Origin of the sequence: Paenibacillus caui, from assembly GCF_019904135.1 — a bacterium.
In the GTDB taxonomy this organism is placed as follows: domain Bacteria; phylum Bacillota; class Bacilli; order Paenibacillales; family Paenibacillaceae; genus Fontibacillus; species Fontibacillus caui.
Genome location: NZ_JAIOGQ010000021.1, coordinates 20,841 through 43,135, shown reverse-complemented (window position 1 = coordinate 43,135; position 22,295 = coordinate 20,841). Strand labels below are relative to the sequence as shown.

General features: G+C 50.4%; 22 protein-coding genes. All 22 read left to right on the top strand.

Features of this window, described 5'->3' with window-relative positions; all coding sequences use genetic code 11:
• Positions 1–33: 33 nt before the first annotated feature.
• The 22 genes from K7397_RS13450 to K7397_RS13350 all read left to right on the top strand — a co-directional run bounded on the left by K7397_RS13450 (position 34) and on the right by K7397_RS13350 (position 22,273).
• Complete coding sequence (locus tag K7397_RS13450) at positions 34–1,482, top strand: bifunctional metallophosphatase/5'-nucleotidase (RefSeq protein WP_223068466.1); 1,449 nt, start codon at positions 34–36, stop codon at positions 1,480–1,482.
• Between the two features lie 84 nt (positions 1,483–1,566).
• Complete coding sequence (locus K7397_RS13445; protein WP_223068465.1) at positions 1,567–2,394, top strand: undecaprenyl-diphosphate phosphatase; 828 nt, start codon at positions 1,567–1,569, stop codon at positions 2,392–2,394.
• Positions 2,395–2,463: 69 nt separating this feature from the next.
• Complete coding sequence (locus tag K7397_RS13440) at positions 2,464–3,582, top strand: HD-GYP domain-containing protein (protein WP_337926733.1); 1,119 nt, start codon at positions 2,464–2,466, stop codon at positions 3,580–3,582.
• A gap of 176 nt (positions 3,583–3,758) precedes the next feature.
• Positions 3,759–4,895: a radical SAM/CxCxxxxC motif protein YfkAB gene (yfkAB, locus tag K7397_RS13435; RefSeq protein WP_223068463.1), complete on the top strand. Its 1,137-nt coding sequence runs from the start codon at positions 3,759–3,761 to the stop codon at positions 4,893–4,895.
• Positions 4,896–4,911: 16 nt separating this feature from the next.
• Positions 4,912–6,264, top strand: a complete 1,353-nt coding sequence (locus K7397_RS13430; protein WP_223068462.1) for a hemolysin family protein — start codon at positions 4,912–4,914, stop codon at positions 6,262–6,264.
• A gap of 361 nt (positions 6,265–6,625) precedes the next feature.
• Complete coding sequence (locus K7397_RS13425) at positions 6,626–6,844, top strand: spore coat associated protein CotJA (RefSeq protein ID WP_223068461.1); 219 nt, start codon at positions 6,626–6,628, stop codon at positions 6,842–6,844.
• A 4-nt stretch (positions 6,845–6,848) separates the two neighbouring features.
• Complete coding sequence (locus tag K7397_RS13420) at positions 6,849–7,118, top strand: spore coat protein CotJB (RefSeq protein ID WP_223068460.1); 270 nt, start codon at positions 6,849–6,851, stop codon at positions 7,116–7,118.
• A gap of 177 nt (positions 7,119–7,295) precedes the next feature.
• A complete protein-coding gene (locus tag K7397_RS13415; RefSeq protein WP_223068459.1) occupies positions 7,296–7,865 on the top strand; it encodes a manganese catalase family protein in 570 nt (189 codons plus the stop codon).
• A gap of 606 nt (positions 7,866–8,471) precedes the next feature.
• Positions 8,472–8,828, top strand: coding sequence for a DUF3870 domain-containing protein (locus K7397_RS13410; protein ID WP_337926732.1), 357 nt, complete (start codon positions 8,472–8,474; stop codon positions 8,826–8,828).
• A gap of 162 nt (positions 8,829–8,990) precedes the next feature.
• Complete coding sequence (locus K7397_RS13405; protein WP_223068457.1) at positions 8,991–9,815, top strand: M55 family metallopeptidase; 825 nt, start codon at positions 8,991–8,993, stop codon at positions 9,813–9,815.
• A gap of 14 nt (positions 9,816–9,829) precedes the next feature.
• Positions 9,830–10,762: an ABC transporter permease gene (locus tag K7397_RS13400; protein WP_223068456.1), complete on the top strand. Its 933-nt coding sequence runs from the start codon at positions 9,830–9,832 to the stop codon at positions 10,760–10,762.
• Between the two features lie 2 nt (positions 10,763–10,764).
• The gene (locus tag K7397_RS13395) at positions 10,765–11,682 is read left to right on the top strand and encodes an ABC transporter permease (protein ID WP_223068455.1); all 918 of its coding nucleotides are present in this window, start codon (positions 10,765–10,767) and stop codon (positions 11,680–11,682) included.
• Positions 11,683–11,686: 4 nt separating this feature from the next.
• Positions 11,687–12,751, top strand: a complete 1,065-nt coding sequence (locus tag K7397_RS13390; protein ID WP_223068454.1) for an ABC transporter ATP-binding protein — start codon at positions 11,687–11,689, stop codon at positions 12,749–12,751.
• A gap of 23 nt (positions 12,752–12,774) precedes the next feature.
• Complete coding sequence (locus K7397_RS13385) at positions 12,775–14,388, top strand: peptide ABC transporter substrate-binding protein (protein WP_223068453.1); 1,614 nt, start codon at positions 12,775–12,777, stop codon at positions 14,386–14,388.
• An 86-nt stretch (positions 14,389–14,474) separates the two neighbouring features.
• Positions 14,475–15,401, top strand: coding sequence for a S66 peptidase family protein (locus K7397_RS13380; protein ID WP_223068513.1), 927 nt, complete (start codon positions 14,475–14,477; stop codon positions 15,399–15,401).
• 12 nt (positions 15,402–15,413) lie between these two features.
• Positions 15,414–16,517, top strand: a complete 1,104-nt coding sequence (locus K7397_RS13375) for a mandelate racemase/muconate lactonizing enzyme family protein (protein WP_223068452.1) — start codon at positions 15,414–15,416, stop codon at positions 16,515–16,517.
• Positions 16,514–17,437: a C40 family peptidase gene (locus K7397_RS13370; protein WP_223068451.1), complete on the top strand. Its 924-nt coding sequence runs from the start codon at positions 16,514–16,516 to the stop codon at positions 17,435–17,437. The genes K7397_RS13375 and K7397_RS13370 overlap by 4 nt, the downstream gene beginning before the upstream one ends.
• Positions 17,438–17,559: 122 nt before the next feature.
• Positions 17,560–17,850 carry an MFS transporter gene (locus K7397_RS21585; RefSeq protein WP_337926731.1) on the top strand — a complete coding sequence of 97 codons (291 nt, stop codon included), beginning with the start codon at positions 17,560–17,562 and terminating at the stop codon, positions 17,848–17,850.
• A 51-nt stretch (positions 17,851–17,901) separates the two neighbouring features.
• Positions 17,902–18,801 carry an MFS transporter gene (locus tag K7397_RS22040; protein WP_337926730.1) on the top strand — a complete coding sequence of 300 codons (900 nt, stop codon included), beginning with the start codon at positions 17,902–17,904 and terminating at the stop codon, positions 18,799–18,801.
• A gap of 65 nt (positions 18,802–18,866) precedes the next feature.
• Entirely contained in the window at positions 18,867–19,415 is a 549-nt protein-coding gene (gene yfcE, locus K7397_RS13360; protein WP_223068450.1) for a phosphodiesterase, read from the top strand.
• Positions 19,416–19,470: 55 nt separating this feature from the next.
• Entirely contained in the window at positions 19,471–20,181 is a 711-nt protein-coding gene (locus K7397_RS13355) for a metallophosphoesterase family protein (protein WP_223068449.1), read from the top strand.
• A 139-nt stretch (positions 20,182–20,320) separates the two neighbouring features.
• Entirely contained in the window at positions 20,321–22,273 is a 1,953-nt protein-coding gene (locus K7397_RS13350; RefSeq protein ID WP_223068448.1) for an acyltransferase family protein, read from the top strand.
• Positions 22,274–22,295 lie beyond the last annotated feature (22 nt).

Below are 22,295 nucleotides of genomic sequence, written 5' to 3'. Positions count from 1 at the left end.
GGCAAAAGACACCGAAAGGGGCGCGAAAGCGGGATGCAGCAGGAAACAGAGTTAAGTACGCTGACGATACTTCACACCAACGATCTTCACAGCCACTTCGGTGCAATGGCCCGGATCTCCGGGATGATCAAGTCGGAACGTTCTGATTCGAAGGACGATTTGCTTCTGCTTGATATCGGCGACCATATGGACCGGGCTGCTGTTGAGACTGAAGGCTCGCTGGGACAGGCTAACGTGGATATTCTCAATTTGACCGGTTATGATGCGGTAACCATCGGCAACAACGAAGGCCTCACGTTTACTCCTGAAATGCTGGAGCAGGCGTATGCGGGGCTAACATGCCCGGTTGTGTGCTGCAACATTCTGGAGAGCAGGAAGGGGACTCGCCCTTCCTGGATGAAAGGGCATGTCATTCTGGAGAAGGCCGGATTTACGATCGGACTTATCGGGGCGACAGCAGCTTTTTCGGAATTTTATCGTATTTTGGGCTGGGATGCGGTTGATCCGCTCGAAGCGATTGCCTCGGAGGTTAAGCAGCTTAGGGACAAGGTAGATCTGATCATCGTCATGTCTCATCTTGGGCTTCCGCTTGACAAACAATTAGCTGAGAAGGTGCCGGGGATTGATCTCATTCTTGGAGGGCATACCCATCATCTGCTTGAGCAGCCCCTCCGGGCTCAAGGCTCCTGGCTTGCCGCTGCCGAGAAGTTCGGCCATTATTTGGGCCGGATCCGGATCATCCGTTCCGCAGATGGCAAGGCTGCCTTGCAATCCGGGGAGACTCTCTCCGTTTCGGATGTTAATATAGAGGGTAAGGATGAGGAAGTCTCCCGAGCCATTGCCATTCACCGTCAGCAGGCGATGCAGCGTCTGAAGAGGACGGTTGCCTTTACGAAGCAGATGCTTCCGGTTGACTATGCGGAAGAATCGGCATTTGCCAATTTGCTGGCCCAGTCGGTTCGAAGATTTACGGGCAGCCGGATTTCCCTGGTGAATGCGGGCCAGCTTCTCGGCGATCTTCCGGAAGGCGAGATCAGCGAAGGAATGCTGCACGAATTATGTCCTTCGCCGATCAATCCGTGCCGGATGAAGCTTAAAGGAAAGTATATTTTGCAGAGCCTGGAAGAATCGCTCCTTCCGGAAATGACGCAGAAGCCGATTACTGGGTTCGGCTTTCGGGGCAAGGTGCTCGGCCCTCTTTGTACCGATGGAATGGAGATTGTGTATGATCCGCAGCGTGAGCCTTATCACCGGATTATTCAGGCCAGCATTCAAGGGGTTCCGATTGAACCGGAAATCGATTATGATGTAGGGACACTGGATATGTTCACATTCGGAATCGGTTATAAAGGACTTGCGCTGGGAACCGAGAAAACGTTCTTGCTGCCTGAATTTCTAAGGGATCTGCTTCGGATGGAGCTGCAGACGGCAGGCGCGGTGGAATCGAGCTGGCTTCCGAGATGGAAGAGGCACATGACTTAGGTTTCAGGGTTAGTCAGGGCCATTTCAAAACGGAGCTTATGCTGCCGATAACAATCAAGTTATTTTATGAACCGGGAGGAAGTCATGAGTATTATTGTTGCCATTATTCTGGGAATTGTGGAAGGATTGACCGAATTTATTCCTGTCTCGTCTACAGGCCATATGATTTTGACGGCCAGACTGCTTGGTTTCGATGACCAATCGCCTGAAATGAAAACTTTTGAAATTGTCATTCAGCTTGGTGCCATTCTGGCGATTGCCTGGGTCTACAGGTATCGCATTCTGAATTTGCTTGGTCTGCAAAAGGCTCGCCCAGTATCTGCAGCCGATAGACCTTCTTCCAGGCTGAACCTGATACATATTTTGCTCGGGATTGTGCCTGCTCTGGCGGTAGGATATATATTCAAGGATCATATCAAAAGCTTGTTCAGCGCATCAACCGTTTTATGGGCGCTCGTTGTCGGAGGCCTGTTCATGCTGTTTGCCGAATGGTATAACAAAAAGAAAGCCCGCGTCACCGCACGCGAGATCGATGAAATCAGCTATCAGCAAGCACTGATGATCGGCCTGTTCCAATGCATTTCGGTATTGTGGCCCGGATTCTCACGATCCGGTTCAACGATCGCCGGCGGCATGATCAGCGGGACAAGCTATAAAGCTTCCGCCGACTTCTCCTTTTTGATCGCCGTGCCGATTATGGTTGCCGTCTCGGGGTATGAGCTGCTGGATTCTTACAAGGAACTGAGCTCGGATATGCTGCTGACCTTTGCCATCGGGTTTATCGTTTCGTTTATCGTTGCCTATTTGGTGGTCATTGCTTTCCTTAAGCTGATCCAGAAGGTTCAATTGAGACACTTCGCATACTACCGCTTTGTGCTTGCCGCTATTTTCTGGATTTTTATTATGAACTAAAACGATGGCTGCAACAGCAGGAGGACTAAGAGTATAATTCCATTAACATAAACGAATTATAGATACGGAGTGGAATACTTGCGATTACTACCAGTGAAATCTCTGCAGCCAGGAATGAAGCTGGCCAAAAAAATCTATAATGATGATGGCCTCGTTCTTTTGGGTGAAGAAGTGGAACTAACCGCTTCCCTGATCAGGCGTTTATCTTCGCTTGGAATCGATTTTGTGTACATCTCGGATCCAAGAACAGATGATATTATCATCCCCGAGCCAATTTCGGAAGAAACCGGGCGAATGGCGATGAAGGAAATCCGTTCGAATTTCCAGAAGATCTCAAACTCTTCGATTAAAGGGCTGGTCTACCCTTACCTGGGGAAAGCCTTTCTGAATGTGGTTGAAACCATTATGGACGAGTTAAGCAGCCGGGAAGATGTTTTGATTATGCTGGCGAACATCAACAGAGCTGACCGTACCTTGTTCCGTCATTCCCTGAATGTCTGTATCTATACTCTTATGCTTGGAAAAGCGTTTGGATATAATCAAAATGAGATGATGGCGCTGGGGCTTGGCGCGATTCTTCATGATATCGGCAAGACAAGGATAGCCCCGTCGATTTTGCTTAAGCCGGATGGCCTGAGCGACAAAGAGTTTGACGAGATGAAGAAGCATGCCGAGATCGGATACAATATGCTCAAGGACGAACCCGGCATTCCTCTGCTAGCTGCTCACTGCGCTTTTCAGCATCATGAACGGATTGACGGAAGCGGCTATCCCCGGGGGCTGGTAGGATCGGATATTCATGATTATGCGCAATGGATCAGCATCGCGGATTCCTATGATGCCATGACTACCCACCGGGTCTATCGTTCGGCATACATGCCGCACCAGGCGCTCGAGGTCCTCTATGCAGGCTGCGGCACGCTGTATGACAAAAAGAAGCTGGAAGTATTCCGTGATCATGTCGCCATTTATCCGATTGGCATGACCGTTACTTTAAATACAGGCGAAGTCGGCGTCGTATCCCGAATTCCTTATTTTTCTCCACAGCGTCCGGTGGTTAGAGTACTGCAGGGACCTGAACAAGAGTGTCTTAAGGAGCCCTACGAGATTGATTTGTCGAAAAAATTGACCGTGGTCGTTACAAGTATTGAAGGGGAACCGGCTTCTCCGATTGCGGAGCAAGTATAATACATTATCTCCGACCCGTTCGTTAATCGGACGGGTCTATTTACATAGCAGCCTGCGTGGAATACAGGCATTGCCAGGCATTTCATGGTATGATAACAGGCATAACAAAAATTTGCGGCCGTTAGCTTTTGCATGGCTGCGAATCAGGTTAATAAATAGGATAAGGTGAGTAAACAATGAGTACAGGAAGCATTTCGCAAAGCAGGAATCAGGCTGTTTCGCCTGCCAATGATCCGTGGGATCCGATCCGTTCACTGCGCAAGTATGGCAGACACCGGCTGACCAGCGTGGAGATGACGGTAACAAACCTGTGCAATATGCGCTGCGAACATTGCGCGGTTGGCGACAGCCTCGTGGTGAAGGAACTGGAACAGATTCCGCTGAGCCTGATGTTAAAGCGGCTTGAGGAAGTCGAACATCTGGAAACCATTAGCATTACGGGAGGGGAGCCGTCCTTCCGGTTAAAGACTGTTGAAGAGAAGATTATTCCACTTCTGAAATATGCCAAGGAGCGGGGGATTCGCTCGCAGATCAATTCCAATCTCACGCTCGATTACGGACGGTACGAGAAGCTGCTGCCCTACCTTGACGTCATGCATATTTCATTCAATTATACGAATGTTCATGACTTTCATGAGGTATGCTTTGCAAGAAGCGGCCATCCGGTCAGTCTGGAAACGGCGTCCAAAATGTATGATGCAATGCTGGAGAATGCAATGAGACTGAGCCGGGACGGCATGTTCATTTCCGCCGAGTCGATGATCAACTACCGAACGCATCAGAAATTGCCTGAAATTCATCGCCTGATTTTGGAGATGGGCTGCCGTCGCCATGAGGTGCACCCGATGTATGCGGCCGATTTTGCTGAAGGACTCCCGATGCTGTCCCTGGATGACATGCACGCCGCTATTCTAAATCTATTGGATGCGAGAGATCCGGAAATCTGGATGCTGTTCGGGACGCTGCCTTTCTTCGCTTGCAGTCAGAACTCACGGGACCTTGAGCTTCTCGGACGCCTTCGTAAAGAGAAGAATGTAACAGTTCGCAATGATCCTGATGGACGAAATCGCGTTAACGTCAATATGTTTACGGGCGATGTGTTTGTAACGGACTTTGCGGCTATCCCGTCCTTTGGCAACATTGCAGAGCAGAAGCTTGACGATATCTTTGAGCGTTGGCTGAACGAGCATCCGCTTTCCCAGACGGTGAACTGCCACTGCGATCTGGCCAACTGCTGCGGTCCTAATCTGCTCGTTGCAGATATGTATTACAAAGATACGGATTTTAAATCACGCCAAGCGATTACATTATAGAAATGAGGCGTTATTGTTGGAAGGTCACACGGAATTTGAAATAGGCAAATTGATTTGGAATTTGCTTTTGGTCTTTATTCTGGTTTTAATGAACGGCCTATTTGTCGCCGCCGAGTTCTCGCTGGTCAAGATGCGCCAGACCAGGCTGACGCAACTGGTGAGTGAAGGAAACCGGAGAGCGGGCTTTGCCCTGAAAGTCAGTAAACGGCTGGATTCCTATCTGTCCGCCACACAGCTCGGGATAACCCTCGCTTCACTCGGTCTTGGCTGGGTGGGCGAGCCCGCTATTTCCGAACTGCTGATTGAACCGATTATGCATCAAGCGGGGATAACCGACAATACGGTCATCAAAACGGTATCGGTTGCGGTCGGCTTCTTTGTCATTACTTTCCTGCATATCGTGCTTGGCGAGTTGGCCCCGAAATCGCTGGCTATTCAGAAGACCGAAGCGACGAGCCTTTGGCTGTCCGCTCCGCTGTTGTATTTCTACAAGCTGTTTATGCCTGTCATTTGGCTGCTGAATACAGCGGCTAACGGAATACTTCGTTTGATGGGCGTAAAGCCTGCGACCGAGATGGACGTGGCCCATTCCGAAGAGGAGATCCGGATTTTGATGAACCAGAGCGCCAAAAGCGGCATTTTTGACAAGGACGAAATGAAGCTTGTGGACAATATATTCGATTTCTCGGATTTGCTGGCACGGGAAATTATGCTGCCCCGGACGGATATGCACTGTCTCTACACGAACCTGTCTTGGGAAGAAAATATGAAAATTATTGAAGAGACCAAGCATTCCAGGTATCCCGTGGCCCGCGAGGATAAGGACCAAATTATCGGCTTTGTACATATCGCCGACCTGCTGCTCCCTGATCCGGATCGCGGCAGAAGGCTGGAAGATATCGTTCGCCCGATTCTGAATGTGCCGGAGTCCATGGAAATCAGCCATGTGCTGCGTTTGATGCAGAAGCGGCACTCCCAGATGACGCTGATCGTTGATGAATATGGAGGAACTGCGGGATTATTGACTGCGGAAGCGATTATTGAGGAGATTGTCGGCGACCTGTATGATGAATTTGAGAACGAACGTCCTGAAGTGGAGCGTCTTGGAGAAGGCGTCTATTCCGTTGATGGCCGCCTTCTTATTGAAGAGGTTAATGATTTGACCGGCGTTGTCATCGAAGACGATGAAGTGGACTCCATCGGCGGCTGGTTGTTCAAGGAGCTGGAAGGCGCGCCGGTGAAAGGCAGAAAAATTCAGATGGACAATGTTGTGTTTGAAGTGGCGGAAGCGGCAAGACTACGGATCAAACGCGTGAAAATCCAGCGTATTGAGCCTGTACAGGAACTTGAAGAAAGCCATCCGGATTAAGCCGGAATGGCTGAAATACCCGGACAGTAAGGGAGAGGCGTCAGCCAGCATCTGCCTTTGCTGTCCGTTTTTTTTGACTTTTTGCAGACCCTTTAAGTTAATCTTGGTTCATGGATTCGCTTCCATTCGCCTCGAAGTGAAAGCCCCGTTTCGGGGCTATTTTGCTAGTTGGCGTTGGGGGTTGTCAACGCTTCATGCGTACATGGATGAACAAGCACTTACTTGGGAAAAAATTTGCGATTTCCGTGAGAACAGTTCATTTTCTGGGCGGAAGTCATATGTTAAAGATAGGTGATCTGCGATTCGGGCTTGTTTTTACGGGAAGTCTGAATGTGCAATACTGCCAAAGGAGGTTTAGATATTGGCATATCCGCAGGAGCAAGAGTATTACCCTTTTGTCGGACCGTATGATCCTTGTCCCCCGATTACATGCAAAACGTATTCAACGCCGCCACAGCTCTATATCCCTTTTCAGCCCCCCAATCTTCCGCAATTCAGTCCGCATGAAGCGCTGATGAAAGGCACTTTGTGGCCGGCCCTGTTCAGTCCGTACGAATCCAGATGGGGAAAGGGAAGGTGAGAAGATGGATTCCCAAAAACCATGTGAACCGGAATATTACGAGCTGCTTGAGAAGCTGCAGGCGCTTGATTTTGCGCTTGTGGAGCTCAATTTGTATTTGGATACGCACCCTGACGACCTTCAGGCCCTTCAGCAGTACAACGTGATGACGCAGCAGCGTACCCAGGTAGCCAATCATTTTCAGGAAAAATACGGGCCTCTCCAGCATTTCGGCCATGCGTACAGCCGTTATCCGTGGGAATGGTCAAAGGCCCCTTGGCCGTGGCAGGTCTAGCGCCTGCCTTCTTGACTTTCGGAACGGATGCCTATGCGTCACAAAACTAAGTCTACGCTTCCGAAGTGAGTTTTGTTGCGGTGTTATTCAGGAAGCTTATGCTTCCGATGCAAGTTTTGTTGCGATGTATAATCAAGAAGCCTATGCTTCACAAAACTTTTAGGAGGGATAATCCGAATGTGGATCTATGAGAAAAAGCTGCAATATCCGGTCAGGGTAAGCAAATGCGATCCCCACATGGCCAAATTGCTGCTTGAGCAATATGGCGGCGCCGACGGCGAACTGGCCGCTGCATTGCGCTACCTCAACCAGAGGTACACGATCCCGGAAAAAGTCATCGGTCTGCTTAACGATATAGGGACCGAAGAATTCGCCCATCTCGAAATGATTGCCACCATGGTTTACAAGCTGACCAAGGACGCCACCGTGGAGCAGCTGAAGGCGGCAGGGCTGGATGCTCATTATGTCAGTCATGACAGAGCGTTGTTTTACGAAAATGCTGGCGGGGTCCCTTGGACGGCAGCCTATATTCAGGCGAAAGGCGATCCGATTGCCGACCTGTATGAGGACATCGCTGCGGAGGAAAAGGCGCGCGCTACATACCAGTGGCTGATTGATATGACGGACGATGTGGATCTGCAGGACAGCCTGAAATTCCTGCGCGAGCGGGAGATTGTCCATTCGCTGCGGTTCCGCGAGGCGGTGGAGATTCTGAAGGATAACAAGGATATGAAGAAGGTGTTCTAAAGAGGATTAACTTTATGAAACGCCAATGCAAAAGGGAAGCTGCTTGAAAAGCAGTGGTTCAGCAAAAAGCGGGCTGAGCTGCTGCTTTTGTTATTTTTAGAATTACAGAAGGACATTCAATTGGCGGGAAAAGATGCCATGGGCTCACGCCGAGAAGGCATGCGGGCATTTCTTCAAGGGGAGGTTTCGCGGCGGCACACGCAAAGGAAGCGCAAGGGGCTCAGCGCGAGAAGCTGACACCACCCGCAAAGTAGATGGTAATTATATGGGAACCCTTGATGACTTCGTTATATGATCCTGCCATGTACTCACTAAGGTTAATCAGCAGGAACCCATGTCAGCAGGGCTGACGTGTGGGTTGATGTGCCGAAAGCAAGGTCGTTTCTGACTTATATGCCAGCTCCTTTTTTCTCCAAAGGTATATTTGCAAGAGTGACAAAGTGTTATTTTGTAACTTTATGGTTTACAAATGTGTAAGTTTGTTGTTAGAATAAATTACATAAAATGCATCCTACCCGACAGCAGGTCGTTAGAAGTTTCCCTTCTCTCATCCCTCCTTGTCGATCGTATAGATGCAGAAGGATTCGCTTAAAGGGGAGAGCAGCCGTGCTTTATGACAGAGACACGATTTATGTCATTGGAGATGCGCAGACCTCCGTCAACAACCCCATTACACAGCAATACAAAGCATTTTTTATTGGTCTGGTCGTGGATACAACCAATCATAAAATTGTGGATGCGGGCTGCGCGTCAACGATACCGCTAACGTCCCAGTTTGTCCGCTCGATCTTTGTTGGACAGAACATGCTCTCGTTTGATGATGTGGTCGGGGAAATTAAACGAAGGTACTACGGATCGTCGCAAAAAGCGATTATTGTTGCCTTCAAAGACGCTCAAAAAAAATATAAAACAATTTTGAACAACCGCGAGGGAGGCGAATCGAGCCCCTCGTGGACGGGATAGAGCTTATAAGCTGCTTTGTTTATCAGTATGGAAACATACGCGTAAATAAAATCCGGCAAATGATTATCCGTGAAGCCTCATGGCTGACGGTTGTCGTTTGCTGTTTTTTGTTTTTATTGTAGATTTTAAGGCTTTAAAACTATCATTTTGGAGGGCTTCAGCATGAAACTTTATATTTCGGTTGACATGGAAGGCATTACAGGATTGGTCGATTCAACCTTTGTCGACTCCAGCAAATACAACTATACCCGGGGCCAGCGAATTATGACGGCCGAAGCCAATCATGTCATTGAAACGGCTTTTTGGGAAGGATGCAAGGAAGTCGTGGTCAACGACAGCCATTCCAAGATGAACAACCTGATTATTGAAGAGCTTCATCCGGAAACCCAGCTGATTTCCGGAGACGTCAAACCTTTCTCGATGGTGCAGGGGCTGGATGAAAGTTTTTCCGGAGCTGCGTTTCTGGGCTATCATACGAGAGCGGCGCAAAAAGGCGTTCTCAGCCATACGATGATTTTTGGCGTGCGGAATATGTACATAAACGATACGGCTGTGGGGGAGCTTGGATTTAATGCCTTTGTCGCCGGTTATTACGGCGTGCCGGTCCTGCTTGTGGCGGGAGACGACGAGACGGCGAAGGAAGCCGAAGAATTGATTCCGGGCGTGACGACAGCCGTTGTAAAAAAATATATATCCCGTACCTCTGCGCTCTGTCTTACACCTGAAAAAAGCGGTCAGCTGTTGAGAGAAAAGGCAAAGCTTGCCATTGCCTCAAGGGATCGGGTCAAACCGCTTGTCCCGCCGGAAAACCCGATGCTGACGATCGAATTTGCCAATTACGGACAAGCGGAATGGGCCCATTTGATGCCCGGCACCAGCATTGAACAGGGGGCTCCCATCGTTTCCTTCCAGGCCAAAAATATTCTGGAAGCCTATCAGGCCATGCTGGTTATGACGGAACTGGCGATGCGAACTTCATTCTGCTAAAAAAGGGTGATCACGTGGCACAGTACATTCTTAGACGATTTTTCTCGATGATCATAACCTTGTGGCTGATCGTTACGGTCACATTTTTCCTGATGCACACCGTTCCGGGTTCTCCCTTCGATAAAGACGGCAAGGAGGCTAGTCCCGCCGTTATTCAAAATATGATGTCTTTTTACCATTTGGACGAGCCGTTATCCGTGCAGTACGTGCTGTATTTGAAATCGCTGCTTACGCTTGATCTCGGGCCGTCCATCGCGCATTACCCGGACAGCGTAAACAGTATGATCGACAGAGGATTTCCCGTATCCTTTCAACTGGGCATCGTATCGCTTCTTCTTGCCATTATTACCGGAATCGGGCTTGGCACGATTGCCGCTCTTCGCCAGAACGGCCTAATCGACTACGTGGCAATGGTGCTGGCGGTTATCGGCATCGCAGTGCCGAGTTTCATCATTGCGCCGCTCCTGATCAAATATGTGGCGGTGGAATGGAAACTGCTTCCGGTTGCGACCTGGGGATCGTGGAAACATGTCGTCCTGCCTGCCATTGCGCTATCTACTGGACCGATCGCCACCATTGCCAGACTGACGCGAGCGAATCTGATTGAGGTTTTGACACAGGATTACATCGAGACGGCCAGAGCGAAAGGCCTCTCGCCGGCAACGATTGTGTTTAAGCATGCGCTGCGCAACGCGGTGCTTCCGGTCGTAACCTTGCTCGGCACTTTGCTGGCAAACGTGCTGACAGGCAGCTTTGTTATCGAGAAAATTTTTGCCATTCCCGGAATGGGAAAATATTTTGTCGACGGTATCAATAACCGCGATTACGCGGTCATTATGGGAACGACCGTATTTTACAGCGCGCTGCTTATCTTTATGATGTTTCTGGTCGATATCGTATACGGTCTGATCGATCCGCGTATCAAGCTGCATAGGAAGGAGGCATGAGCATGTCTGTACCCGATCATTTATTTGTGCCCATGTCCCAAAGTCCGGGCCGCGCGGAGCAGATTGTAAGGCCGCGTTTATCCCTTTGGAAGCAAGCTCAAATCCGGCTGTTTAGCAACAAGCTGGCTATGGCAGGGCTGATTATTATCATGCTGCTGGCTATTCTAGCGATTTTTGGACCTTTAATGACGACCCATAGCTATTCCAAGCAAGACTTGCTTCATGGAAATCAGCCGCCCTCCCTGAAGCATTGGTTTGGCACTGATGATCTTGGCCGCGATGTATTCGCCCGCATCCTGTTCGGATCGCGCATCTCGCTGACAGTTGGCATCGCAGCTGCACTCATCGATTTTTTCATTGGTATCGTCTATGGGGGCATTGCGGGATATTTCGGCGGACGAATTGACAATGTGATGATGCGTTTCGTCGACATTCTCTACGGAATTCCGTACCTGCTCGTAGTCATCATGCTGATGGTTGTGATGGGCCCTGGACTCTTAACGATTATTATTGCCTTGATTTCAACCGGATGGATCGGCATGGCCCGAATTGTGCGTGGACAGGTGCTGCAGCTCAAATCTTCGGAATACGTAATGGCTGCCCGAACGCTTGGAGCGGGTTCGTGGTATATTATTCGCAAGCATATGCTGCCTAACACAGTTGGCGTCATTATTGTACAGATTACCTTTTCTGTTCCATCGGCCATCTTTGCGGAAGCGTTTCTCAGTTTTCTAGGATTAGGGATTCAGCCTCCGCTTGCGAGCTGGGGCACGATGGCGAACGATGCGCTGCCTACGATCCTTTCAGGCAATTGGTGGCGGCTGTTCTTTCCGGCCTTTTTTATTTCGCTCACGATGCTGGCGTTTAACCTGCTCGGCGACGGGCTGCTGAATATTTTTAATCCGAAGCAAAGGAGGTAGCTTCATGATAGACAAACATCGGCTGCGTGCATCCGAAGTTCTGCTTGATGTGAACGATCTGCACGTTTCTTTTGCCACTTACGGCGGCGAGATTCAGGCGGTACGGGGCGTGAACTTTACACTGCGTCGCGGTGAAACGCTGGCGATTGTAGGCGAATCCGGCTGCGGCAAGAGCGTTACGGCGCGCAGCGTCATGCGGCTGTTGCCTCCGCGCTCCGCCAAAATCAAGCAGGGCAGCATCCGCTTTAAGGAACAGGAGCTGACCGGACTGCCGGAGAAAGAGATGCGAAAGCTCAGAGGCTCGGAAATTGCAATCATCTTTCAGGATGCGATGACTGCGCTTAATCCGACGATCACGATCGGGGAGCAATTGATGGAAGGCATTATCACCCAGCAGAAAATTACCCGGGCGGAAGCCCGCAAGCGGGCGATTGAGATGCTGCAGCTTGTCGGCATACGCGACCCGGAAATCCGGCTGAAGCAGCATCTGCATCAATTCAGCGGCGGGATGAGACAGCGGATTATGATTGCGATCGCGGCAATCGGCAATCCATCCGTATTGATTGCCGATGAACCGACAACGGCGCTGGACGTGACTATTCAGGCACAAATTCTGGATTTGTTCAAGATGCTGCAGCAAAAAACCGGGGTCTCGATCATTATGATCACCCATGACCTCGGGGTCGTCGCTAATATTGCCGACCGTGTCAACGTCATGTATGCGGGCAAAGTGGTTGAGAGCGGAACCGTACATGAAATTTTCCGCAACCCGCAGCATCCGTATACGAAAGGGCTTCTTGCCTCAATCCCGCGTCTTGACCAGGACCGCAGTACTCCGCTGCAATCGATTCCGGGAACGCCGCCTGATTTGTTCGCTCCTCCGAAAGGCTGCGCTTTTGCCGCCCGCTGCGCGCACGCGATGGAAGTATGCGGCGCTTTCCAGCCCGAAGCAGCATCATTGCCCGGAGGACATGAAGTCGCATGCTGGCTTCAGGACAAACGGGCCAAACAAGTGATTCCGCCGCTCCGAAAGACTGTCAGTGAGACGGCTGCATCAATCGATAAATAATTATAGGTGAGGGAGAGGGTTTCATGAAGAAATGGTCAGTATTGCTTCTGATCTGTATGGTGTTAACTGTAATGGAACTGTCGGGGTGCAGCAGCAGCGGTGCCGATTCCGGCAAGAAGGAAACAGGGTCCAAAATTGTGCTATACAATAACACGCGGGAACCCACTTCGCTGGATCCTCCAATCGGATTCGACATGGTCTCTTATGATGTTCTGAACAATGCGATGGAAGGCTTGACGCGTCTTAACAAGGATCAGGCACCTGAACCTGCAATGGCTAAGGAGTGGAAAGTGTCGCCTGATGGCAAAACGTATACGTTCACGCTGCGGGACGGCATTAAATGGTCCAATGGCGAACCGGTAACAGCCTCCGATTTCGAATTCGCCTGGAAACGGCTGATCGACCCGAAAGTAGCTTCGCCGGCCGCCTTCCTCGCTTACGTCATTGAGGGAGCCGAAGCATACAACTCGGAGAAAGGCTCCGTGGACGATGTGAAAATCAAAGCGGTAGACGACAAAACGTTTGAAATTGCGTTAAGCAAGCCTGCTCCGTGGCTGCTCAGCATGATTGCGAACCCGGCCTTTTTCCCTGTACCGAAAGCAACGGTAGAAAAAAATGACAAATGGGCAAGCGAAGCGTCCACATTTGTCAGCAACGGTCCTTTCAAAATTTCCGAATGGAATCATGATTCCGAATTGAAGATGGTCAAGAACGATCAGTATTGGGATGCGGCGAACGTCAAGCTTGACGGGGTCACATTCAAAATGATCAATGACAGCAATACCGAATATCAGATGTACCAGAGCGGGGATCTGCACATTGTAGGCGTCATCCCGCCGGAGCTGAGCGATCAGCTGTTTGCGGATGGCAAGGTGAAAGTAGAAGACTCCGCAGGAACGTACTTCTACCGGTTCAACACTACGATGCCACCGTTCGACAATGCCAACATCCGCAAAGCATTTGCGATGGCCATAGACCGGCAAAAACTCGTCGATCTGGTCGTCAAGCAAAAGCAAAAAATTGCCGGCGGACTCGTATCATATGGTCTGAAAGATCCTTCCGGCAAAGACTTCCGCGATGTGGGCGGCCAGTTCCTCACCTTTGATGCGGCTCAGGCAAAAGAACTGCTGCAAAAGGGGATGGCCGAAGCCGGATACAAAACGCTGCCGCAAGTAACGCTGACCTATAATACGAACGACCTTCACCAAAAAATTGCGGAAACGATGCAAGCGATGTTTAAGGACAACCTTGGCGTAGACGTGAAGCTTTCCGGTATTGAAGGAAAAGTGCTGACCGCTGAGCAGAAAAAACTGCAGCTTCAGTTCTCGCGCTCTTCGTGGCTTCCAGACTTTGCCGATCCGGTCAACTTCCTGGACATTTTCCAAACTGGCAGCCCGAACAACCGGACAGGCTGGAGTAGCAAGCAGTACGACAAGCTGATTACGGATGCATATAATGAACCCGATGAAACCAAGCGGTTCCAAATGCTGCATGATGCCGAAAAAATCTTGATGGATGAAGCGCCGATTTTGCCGCTTTACTACTACAACTCCGCTTACTTGCAAAGCGACAAATTGACAGGAGTCGTTCGTCATCCTTACGGATACATTGATTTCAAATGGGCGGACTTGAACTAAAAAGATCCAAATCGGGGGGCAGGCATTCGCTACAGGATGCCCCTCCCCTTTTTTTCACGAGACGAAAGGAGGAGCTAAGCTTGCCGATGCTATTAAAACCTGCTCATCTCAAACCCGGCGATACAATCGGCATTACGGCCCCGGCCAGCTTCGGCGACCGAAGCCAGGCAGAAGCGGCTGCCGCTTACTTTGAACAGATGGGCTTGCAGGTCAGGTTAGGCGACACGCTTTCCAAACAATACGGCTATTTGGCCGGAACCGATCAAGAACGGGCCGAAGAATTAAATGCCATGTTTGCCGACCCAAAGATTAAGGCAATCATTTGTGCGCGCGGGGGCTATGGAACGGGGAGAATAGCCGATTTGCTGGACTACGACTGTATCCGGAACAACCCGAAAATTTTTTGGGGTTACAGCGACATTACGTTTTTGCATACGGCCATTCGCAACAAAACGGGGCTTGTTACCTTCCACGGACCCATGCTTATCTGCCTTGGGGACAAGGATGTTCATCCGCTGACGCTGCAAAGTTTCCGGCAGCTCCTTCACCCGGAGCTGTTCCATTATTCAGAAACGATTTCTCCTCTGCATACACTGGTGGAAGGAAGCGCCCGCGGCCCGCTAGTCGGCGGGAACCTGTCCTTGCTTGTAAGCACGCTCGGTACGCCGTATGAGTTGGACTGCAAAGGCTGTCTGCTGTTTATCGAAGACATTGATGAAGAGCCGTACCGCATCGACCGGATGCTGAACCAGCTTCGGCAAGCCGGCAAACTGGCGGACGCATCGGGAATTCTCGTCTGCGATTTCCACAACTGCGAACCGAATAAACGGAAAACATCTTTTACACTGGAGCAGGTGCTGGATCATCACATTACCGCGGCCGGCAAGCCGGCGTTATCGGGATTTAAAATCGGTCACGGTTCACCGAATATTGTCATTCCGACAGGCGTTGAGGCGGTTATGAGTACGCGCGACAAAACCCTGAAGAGTACTGAACTTGCTATGCTAGCATAAGGAGGTTTCCAGATGAAAATTCAAAGCATAGAAGCCTTTCGGCAGTCCACCCCCCTTTCGAAACCGTTCAAAACAGCGCTTCGCACGGTCTGGAATGTGGAATCGATTGTGGTCCGGATCACGACGGAAGATGGCCGCATAGGCTGGGGGGAAGCTCCTGCAACGGTTGTGATTACGGGGGACAGTCTGGACAGCATTCAATCGGCTATCCTCAACGTATTCACGCCTGTTATGATCGGTCACAATGTGCTGGCTTACGAGCAGATATTTCAAACCGTTCATCAAGCGATGCACGGCTGCAGCAGCGCCAAAGCGGCCATTGATATGGCCGTGTACGATTTGGTCGCGCAGTACAGCGGATTGCCTCTATATCAATTTCTCGGCGGATACAAGGATCAGATCGAAACGGATTTTACCGTAAGCATCAACTCTCCGAAAGAAATGGGCGAAGATGCGGTTCGTTATGTACAGTCCGGATTTAACGTCTTAAAAATCAAGGTGGGCAAGGACCCGATTGACCAAGACATCGAACGGATTAAAGAGATTCGCAGCCGTGTCGGGAATGACATTAAAATCCGGTTGGATGCCAATCAAGGCTGGCAGGTTAAAGAAGCGGTAAAGTCGATCCGCCGGATGGAGGACCTTGGTCTGAATATCGAGCTTGTGGAGCAGCCGGTCAAAGCGCATGACCTTGAAGGATTAAAAGCCGTCACGGATGCTGTCGACACGCTCATTATGGCCGATGAGGGCGTATTTTCCCCGGCTCATGCGCTCCAGCTGCTGCAGCTCCGTGCCGCTGACCTGATCAATATTAAACTGATGAAGTCAGGCGGCATTTACAAAGCGCAAATCATCAACCAGATGGCGGAAGAATATGGGGTAGAGTGCATGGTCGGCAGCATGATTGAATCCCGTGTCGCCGTGACCGCGGCAGCGCATTTTGCGGCAAGCAAGAAAAATATTACCCGTTTCGACTTTGATGCGCCGCTGATGATGCAGCATGATATTGTCGTCGGCGGCGTCCGGTACGATGGCCGCGTCATGACATTTCCGCAGGAAGCCGGGCTCGGCATTCGCGATGTGCATTGTCAGGACGGAGTAGGAGCGTTGTCATGAGCACCCTGTCCAAAATGAGAACTGCCGTTTCGGTCGCTACGGTGTGGACAACGCCGGAGTCCCCGCGCCCCCTTGACGAACCGGCGCTGCAGCAGCCGGCTCTCCTAGCGGAATGGATAGGGGCCATGACAGTGCCGGATAAGCTCGATTTATATAACGGAAATCGGATTCAGACGCAGCTTCTGTACGGCACCGAAGTGTTGGCCGCCGAGCAGCGCGGCGACTGGATCAAGGTGTTCATTCCGGATCAGGCGACCCGGAAAGAAGCATTGGGTTATCCGGGATGGGTGCCTAAATGTCAGCTTGCCGCCTCTGACGAACATTATCAAGCGGACAAGTGGGCCGAGGTAATCGCCGATAAGGCGCAGCTAATACTTGAAGGCAATCAGGATACAACGATTGAACTGAGCTTCCTGACACGTTTGCCCGTCCTTGCCGAAGCCGGCGAAAGCGTGACGGTTCATTCCCCGCATGGGACGGCCGTTTTGCAGTCCAAAGATGTACGCATCATAAGCGGATCTGCTTCGGCGTCGCCAGATGCGGGGCAGATTGGCCAGCGTATTGTTGAGCAGGGCATGCGTTTTCTCGGGCTGCCGTACCTGTGGGGCGGCATGTCATCCTTCGGGTACGATTGCTCAGGTTTTGCTTACAGCATGCACAAATCTCAAGGAATCATCATCCCAAGGGATGCTTCCGATCAGGCCAGGCAGGGGGAAGTGATAGAACGGGACGAGTTGCAGCCGGGAGATCTGCTCTTTTTTGCGTTCGAGAAAGGTAAAGGAAATGTTCATCACGTCGGCATCTATGCCGGTGACAATCATATGCTTCATTCTCCCGATTCCAGCAGTTGTATTGAGCTTATCCCTTTGGAAGGCTACAAGCTGGCAGATGAGCATTGCATTTCCCGAAGATACCGCTAGTCATATAAACGATCCCAGAAACTATCTAAACGAAGCAGCAAGATGAAAAGCTTGAGAAATCAGGCTTTTTTTCATGAAAATTAAACCGCACAAATGACCACGCTTCCGAAGGAGATTATAGAGTGAAAGCACATCGCCTTTTTTATTCGGTCAGTTTTTTACAGTTTTTTATGAGTGAGATTACCGGGACGACTCTGATCTTGTTTTTATTGTATAAGGGCCTTTCTCTGGAATACGCAAATTATTTATTAGTTGTTTATTTTATAAGCATTCTGCTATTTGAAATACCAACAGGAGCCGTTTCGGACAAATTTGGCCGAAAAGTATCTATGGTTTTGGGGTTAGGCTGTTACTTGCTGTACAGCATTATATTTATGATGACGGAAAGTATATGGGTACTCATTTTGGCGTAGGTGTTAGGCGGGTTATCCATATGTCTTCAATCGGGCTCTCTGGAGTCTTGGGTGGTAGAGCATACGGACAAGCCTGTTGAAACCCTGTTTACAACTTCAAACAGCATCCAATACATATCTGGATTTATATGCGGGATCCTCGGTTCACTTTTGGCTGCTTATCACTATTGGCTTCCGTGGATGGTTAGCATTTGTTCTGTGGTGGTCGTTATCTTCTTATGCGTATCCTTTATGAAGGAAGATCTCCATGATCGCAAAAAACAAATGAATGAAGTTAACATTAAAACGATTATCACGAATAGCATCCAAATCGGGCTGCAAAACAAAAGCATCTGGCTCATCTTTGTCGTTGGATTGTTTATCAGTTTTTCCAACTCGGCTGGTAATGCGTTCCAACAACCAAGACTGGTGGGCTTATCAGAGCAGGGCATTTGGATTATGGGTATCATTAAAGCAGCCTACTCCTTATTTATGACCTTTGGAAGCTATCTCGTGCGAAAAATGATAGCCGGACGCCATGAAGATGTAAAGGTTTTGATGTATGCATGCGGCATGATTGGCATCTGGCTTACTTTGTCAGGAGTGCTCAATACTTTTTACCCTGTGCTGATCACCTTTTTGATTTACGAGATAGGAAGAGGCATGTATCCTGCAGCGAAACAAATATTTTTGAATAAAAGAATTTCAAATGAATACCGCTCGACGTTATTGTCGCTGGATTCGGCTATTTCGCAGGTAGGCATGTGCATTGGGTTAGTCATAACAGGCATGATGAGTCATAATTTCAGTAATTTATCCTCCGATCAAACGCCTATCCGGTTAGCGTGGATCGTATGCGGGATCGCAGCCTTGATTCCGGTTCTGTTGTTATTTCGCGCGAACAAAACGTCTAATTTTCAAGTAAAGCAAGGAGAAGCTTCCCGCCAAGACCAACAAAATAAGTCTATGTGAAGGATAGGCGTGACGGAGCGCATTGAAGTATATGTTACAATGATACAAAAGAAAGGATGATGGTCATGAAGCTGATGTTTATTTCCGATATCCACGGCTCCGCACATTGGCTCAGCCGTGCGCTGGACAAGGTTCACGAGGAACAGGCGGACCAGATAGTCATGCTAGGCGACTTTTTGTACCACGGACCGAGAAACCCGCTGCCTGATGGATACAATCCAGGGCAAGCAGCGGAAATGCTGAATAAGTACAAGGAAAAAATCGTCGCCGTTCGCGGGAATTGCGACGCCGAAGTGGACCAGATGTTGATCGAATTTCCGATTATGGCGGACTATACGATGATTCTGCATGAAGGACGCCGGATTTATGCCACTCACGGGCATGGTTACAGCATGGAGCATCTGCCTCCATTGATGGAGAATGATGTATTCATTCAAGGACATACCCATATTCCCGTGGCAGACCGCAAGGAGGGGGTATACTTGCTGAACCCGGGTTCGATTGCGCTGCCGAAAGAGAACTATCCTCATTCCTACGGCATTCTCTTTGGCGATGAATTTATCGTAAAAGATTTCGACGGAGGCACGGTTAAACGAATTTCATTCGGTTCATAGCGACTCTTCAGCAGGCGATGACACGATACATTTACAGAGAAAGAAGGCTGAAAGAATGGAGAGAACAATAGCAATCAGCGATATCCATGGCGAGCAGGACAAGCTGACCCGGCTGCTCAAAGCGGCTTCCTATAATCCGGACCGCGACCGGCTCATGCTGCTGGGCGATTATATTGACCGTGGACCGGATTCCAAAGGGGTTCTCGATATGGTTATCAGCCTCAAGCGGCAAGGGGCGTCTGTCTTAAAGGGAAACCACGAAGACCTGATGATGCGCGCTTTGACATTGAAGGAAGAAGAACACTGGAACCGTTGGGTAAAGCGAAACGGCGGGGACAAAACCCTGCTGAGCTACGGCATGTTTGAACGGGACATTGAGGCCAAGGGGGAAGGAGACTCCTTCCGGATGCCCATTCTGTATTCTCCGGATTTATGGCGCCATCTTGAGTTTATTCAGAGTCTGGATCATTTTATTGAGACCGATGAGCATATTTTTGTTCACGCAGGTTTGGAGCCGGCCCTTCCGCCGGTGGAAACCCCGCCGCATACCCTGATGTGGATTCGCGGTCCATTCCATACAGGCTATGCAGGCAGCAAAAAGGTGGTATTTGGACATACGCCTACCAGAGGACTCCATGATGATCCTGAAAATAATTTTGTGTACTACGGGAGCAACAATATTATAGGGATCGACGGAGGGGCGGTATACGGCGGTCAATTGAACGCCCTGGATATCACCAACGACATCGTCTATTATGTTCGATAAAGTAACATATGCACGTCCAGAGATATGAAATTGTTGTTATGATTTTTAACTCGATTGAGACCTTTCCTGGATGCGAGGCTTCCTATAATGTAAAAAGGGCAGCATTTCCTTCATCAGCACCAGGAAAGGTAGAGAACATATGAATGATGACAACCCGGTCTACAGCACATTGGGCCGAGATGACAGTAAAGCTTACATAAGAGAGGTCAATAGCGGTTCCGAACCGCCCCCTGTGATCAGACGGTATATGCCGGGTCTGGACGGATTAAGAGCCCTGGCCGTTTTTGCAGTCATTGCTTATCATTTGAATCCGGCCTGGCTGCCTGGCGGCCTGCTGGGGGTAAGTATCTTTTTTGTCCTTTCCGGCTATTTGATAACGGACATTTTGTTGTCGGGCTGGTACAGGAACGGTAACATCGGTTTAAAACAATTTTGGATAAGGCGGTTCAGAAGACTGCTGCCGGCGATGCTGCTAATGCTGGTTGTCACCGCCGGATGGACGGCCGCATTTAGCCGGGAACATCTGGCTTCCATGAGAGGGGACATCCCTGCGGTGCTGGTCTATATGAGCAACTGGTGGTCCGTATTTCACCAGGTGTCCTATTTTGAAAAGTTCGGTCCCGTTTCGCCCATCGGCCATTTATGGTCGCTTGCGGTGGAGGAGCAGTTTTACCTCGTCTGGCCGCTGTTGCTTGCTGCCGCGCTCTGGGCCGGCTGGGGACGAAAGAGGCTGGCCGCCTGCATCATGGGCGGCGCCATGCTGTCGGCAATTTTAATGGCGGTCATGTACTCGCCGGGAACTGACCCGAGCCGGGTATATTACGGAACGGATACCCGCCTGTTCTCGCTGCTGTGCGGAGCTGCGCTTGCGGCTGTCTGGCCAAGCGCGAAGCTGAAGAGGACCGTGTCCAGGCAAGCCGCCTTTATATTGGATTTGGCAGGGGCGTTGTCGCTGCTTGCCGTCCTGTACATACTTGTTAGCACAACGGAATATGATCCCTTTCTGTACCAGGGAGGCATGTTCCTGATGTCCATTATGACGGCGGCTGCCGTTGCTGTTCTGGCCCACCCGGCGAGCATGCTTGGCAAATTTGCCGGATCGGGGCTGCTGCGGTGGTTCGGCGCGAGGTCCTACGGACTGTACCTGTGGCATTATCCGGTAATTGTCCTGACTAGTCCGGTTGTAAATACCGGGGGCTTCCATCTCGCAAGGTCGATCATTCAGGTAGCCGTTACGATTGTGCTGGCGGCATGGTCATGGCGGTTTATTGAACAGCCGATCCGGCAAAACGGATTTAGAGGGGCCGCAAAAGCCGCATGGACACGAATCAAGCCCAGAAAAGAAGCATTTACGGCTTATGCGGCTGTATTGGGCGCGGTGGCGTTTCTATTGTTTGGCATTTATGAGATCAGTGCGGCCAAAACAGGGGGGCCGGTCTCGCGGATTCAGCCTCCCGCTCTGGCTGCGCCCTCTGCCGAACTATCGGCTTCCGGGGCGCCCGTTCCTTCCCTGGAAACCGGCAAAGCGGGGGAAGCTTCCGGTACTGCTGCCAAGCCTCCCCGGACATCGGACGATTCGGGCGGTCTGCAGGGTTCCGTCAAAGCCGAAGATCTCGACGGGACCGACGTTACGGCAATAGGGGATTCGGTTCTTCTGGACATCAAGCCTTATCTGGAGAAGCAGCTTCCGGGAATCGTGATTGACGGCAAGATCGGAAGACAGTTTAGCGAAGCGGAAAAAGTGACAGAACAGCTCAAAGCAAAGGATCGCCTTGGCAGCTATGTTATCATAGAGCTTGGAACCAACGGCGCTTTCACCGGCAAACAGCTGAACAAGCTGCTCGCTTCGCTTAAGGATGCCAAGCGGATCATTCTGATCAACACGAGAGTTCCCCGTCCCTGGCAAGAGACAGTGAACGATGCTTTGGCCAAGGCGGCGGAAGGGCCTGGGAACATAACGCTCGTGGACTGGTACACGGCAAGCGAAGAAAAGGATGCTTATTTCGAAGCGGACGGGGTCCATCTGAAGCCGAAAGGAGCCAAGGCCTATGCCGCTTTGGTCATGGAGGCGCTCAGGGAAGGCGGGCATTAAAGTAAAGGAGGAGATTGACGAA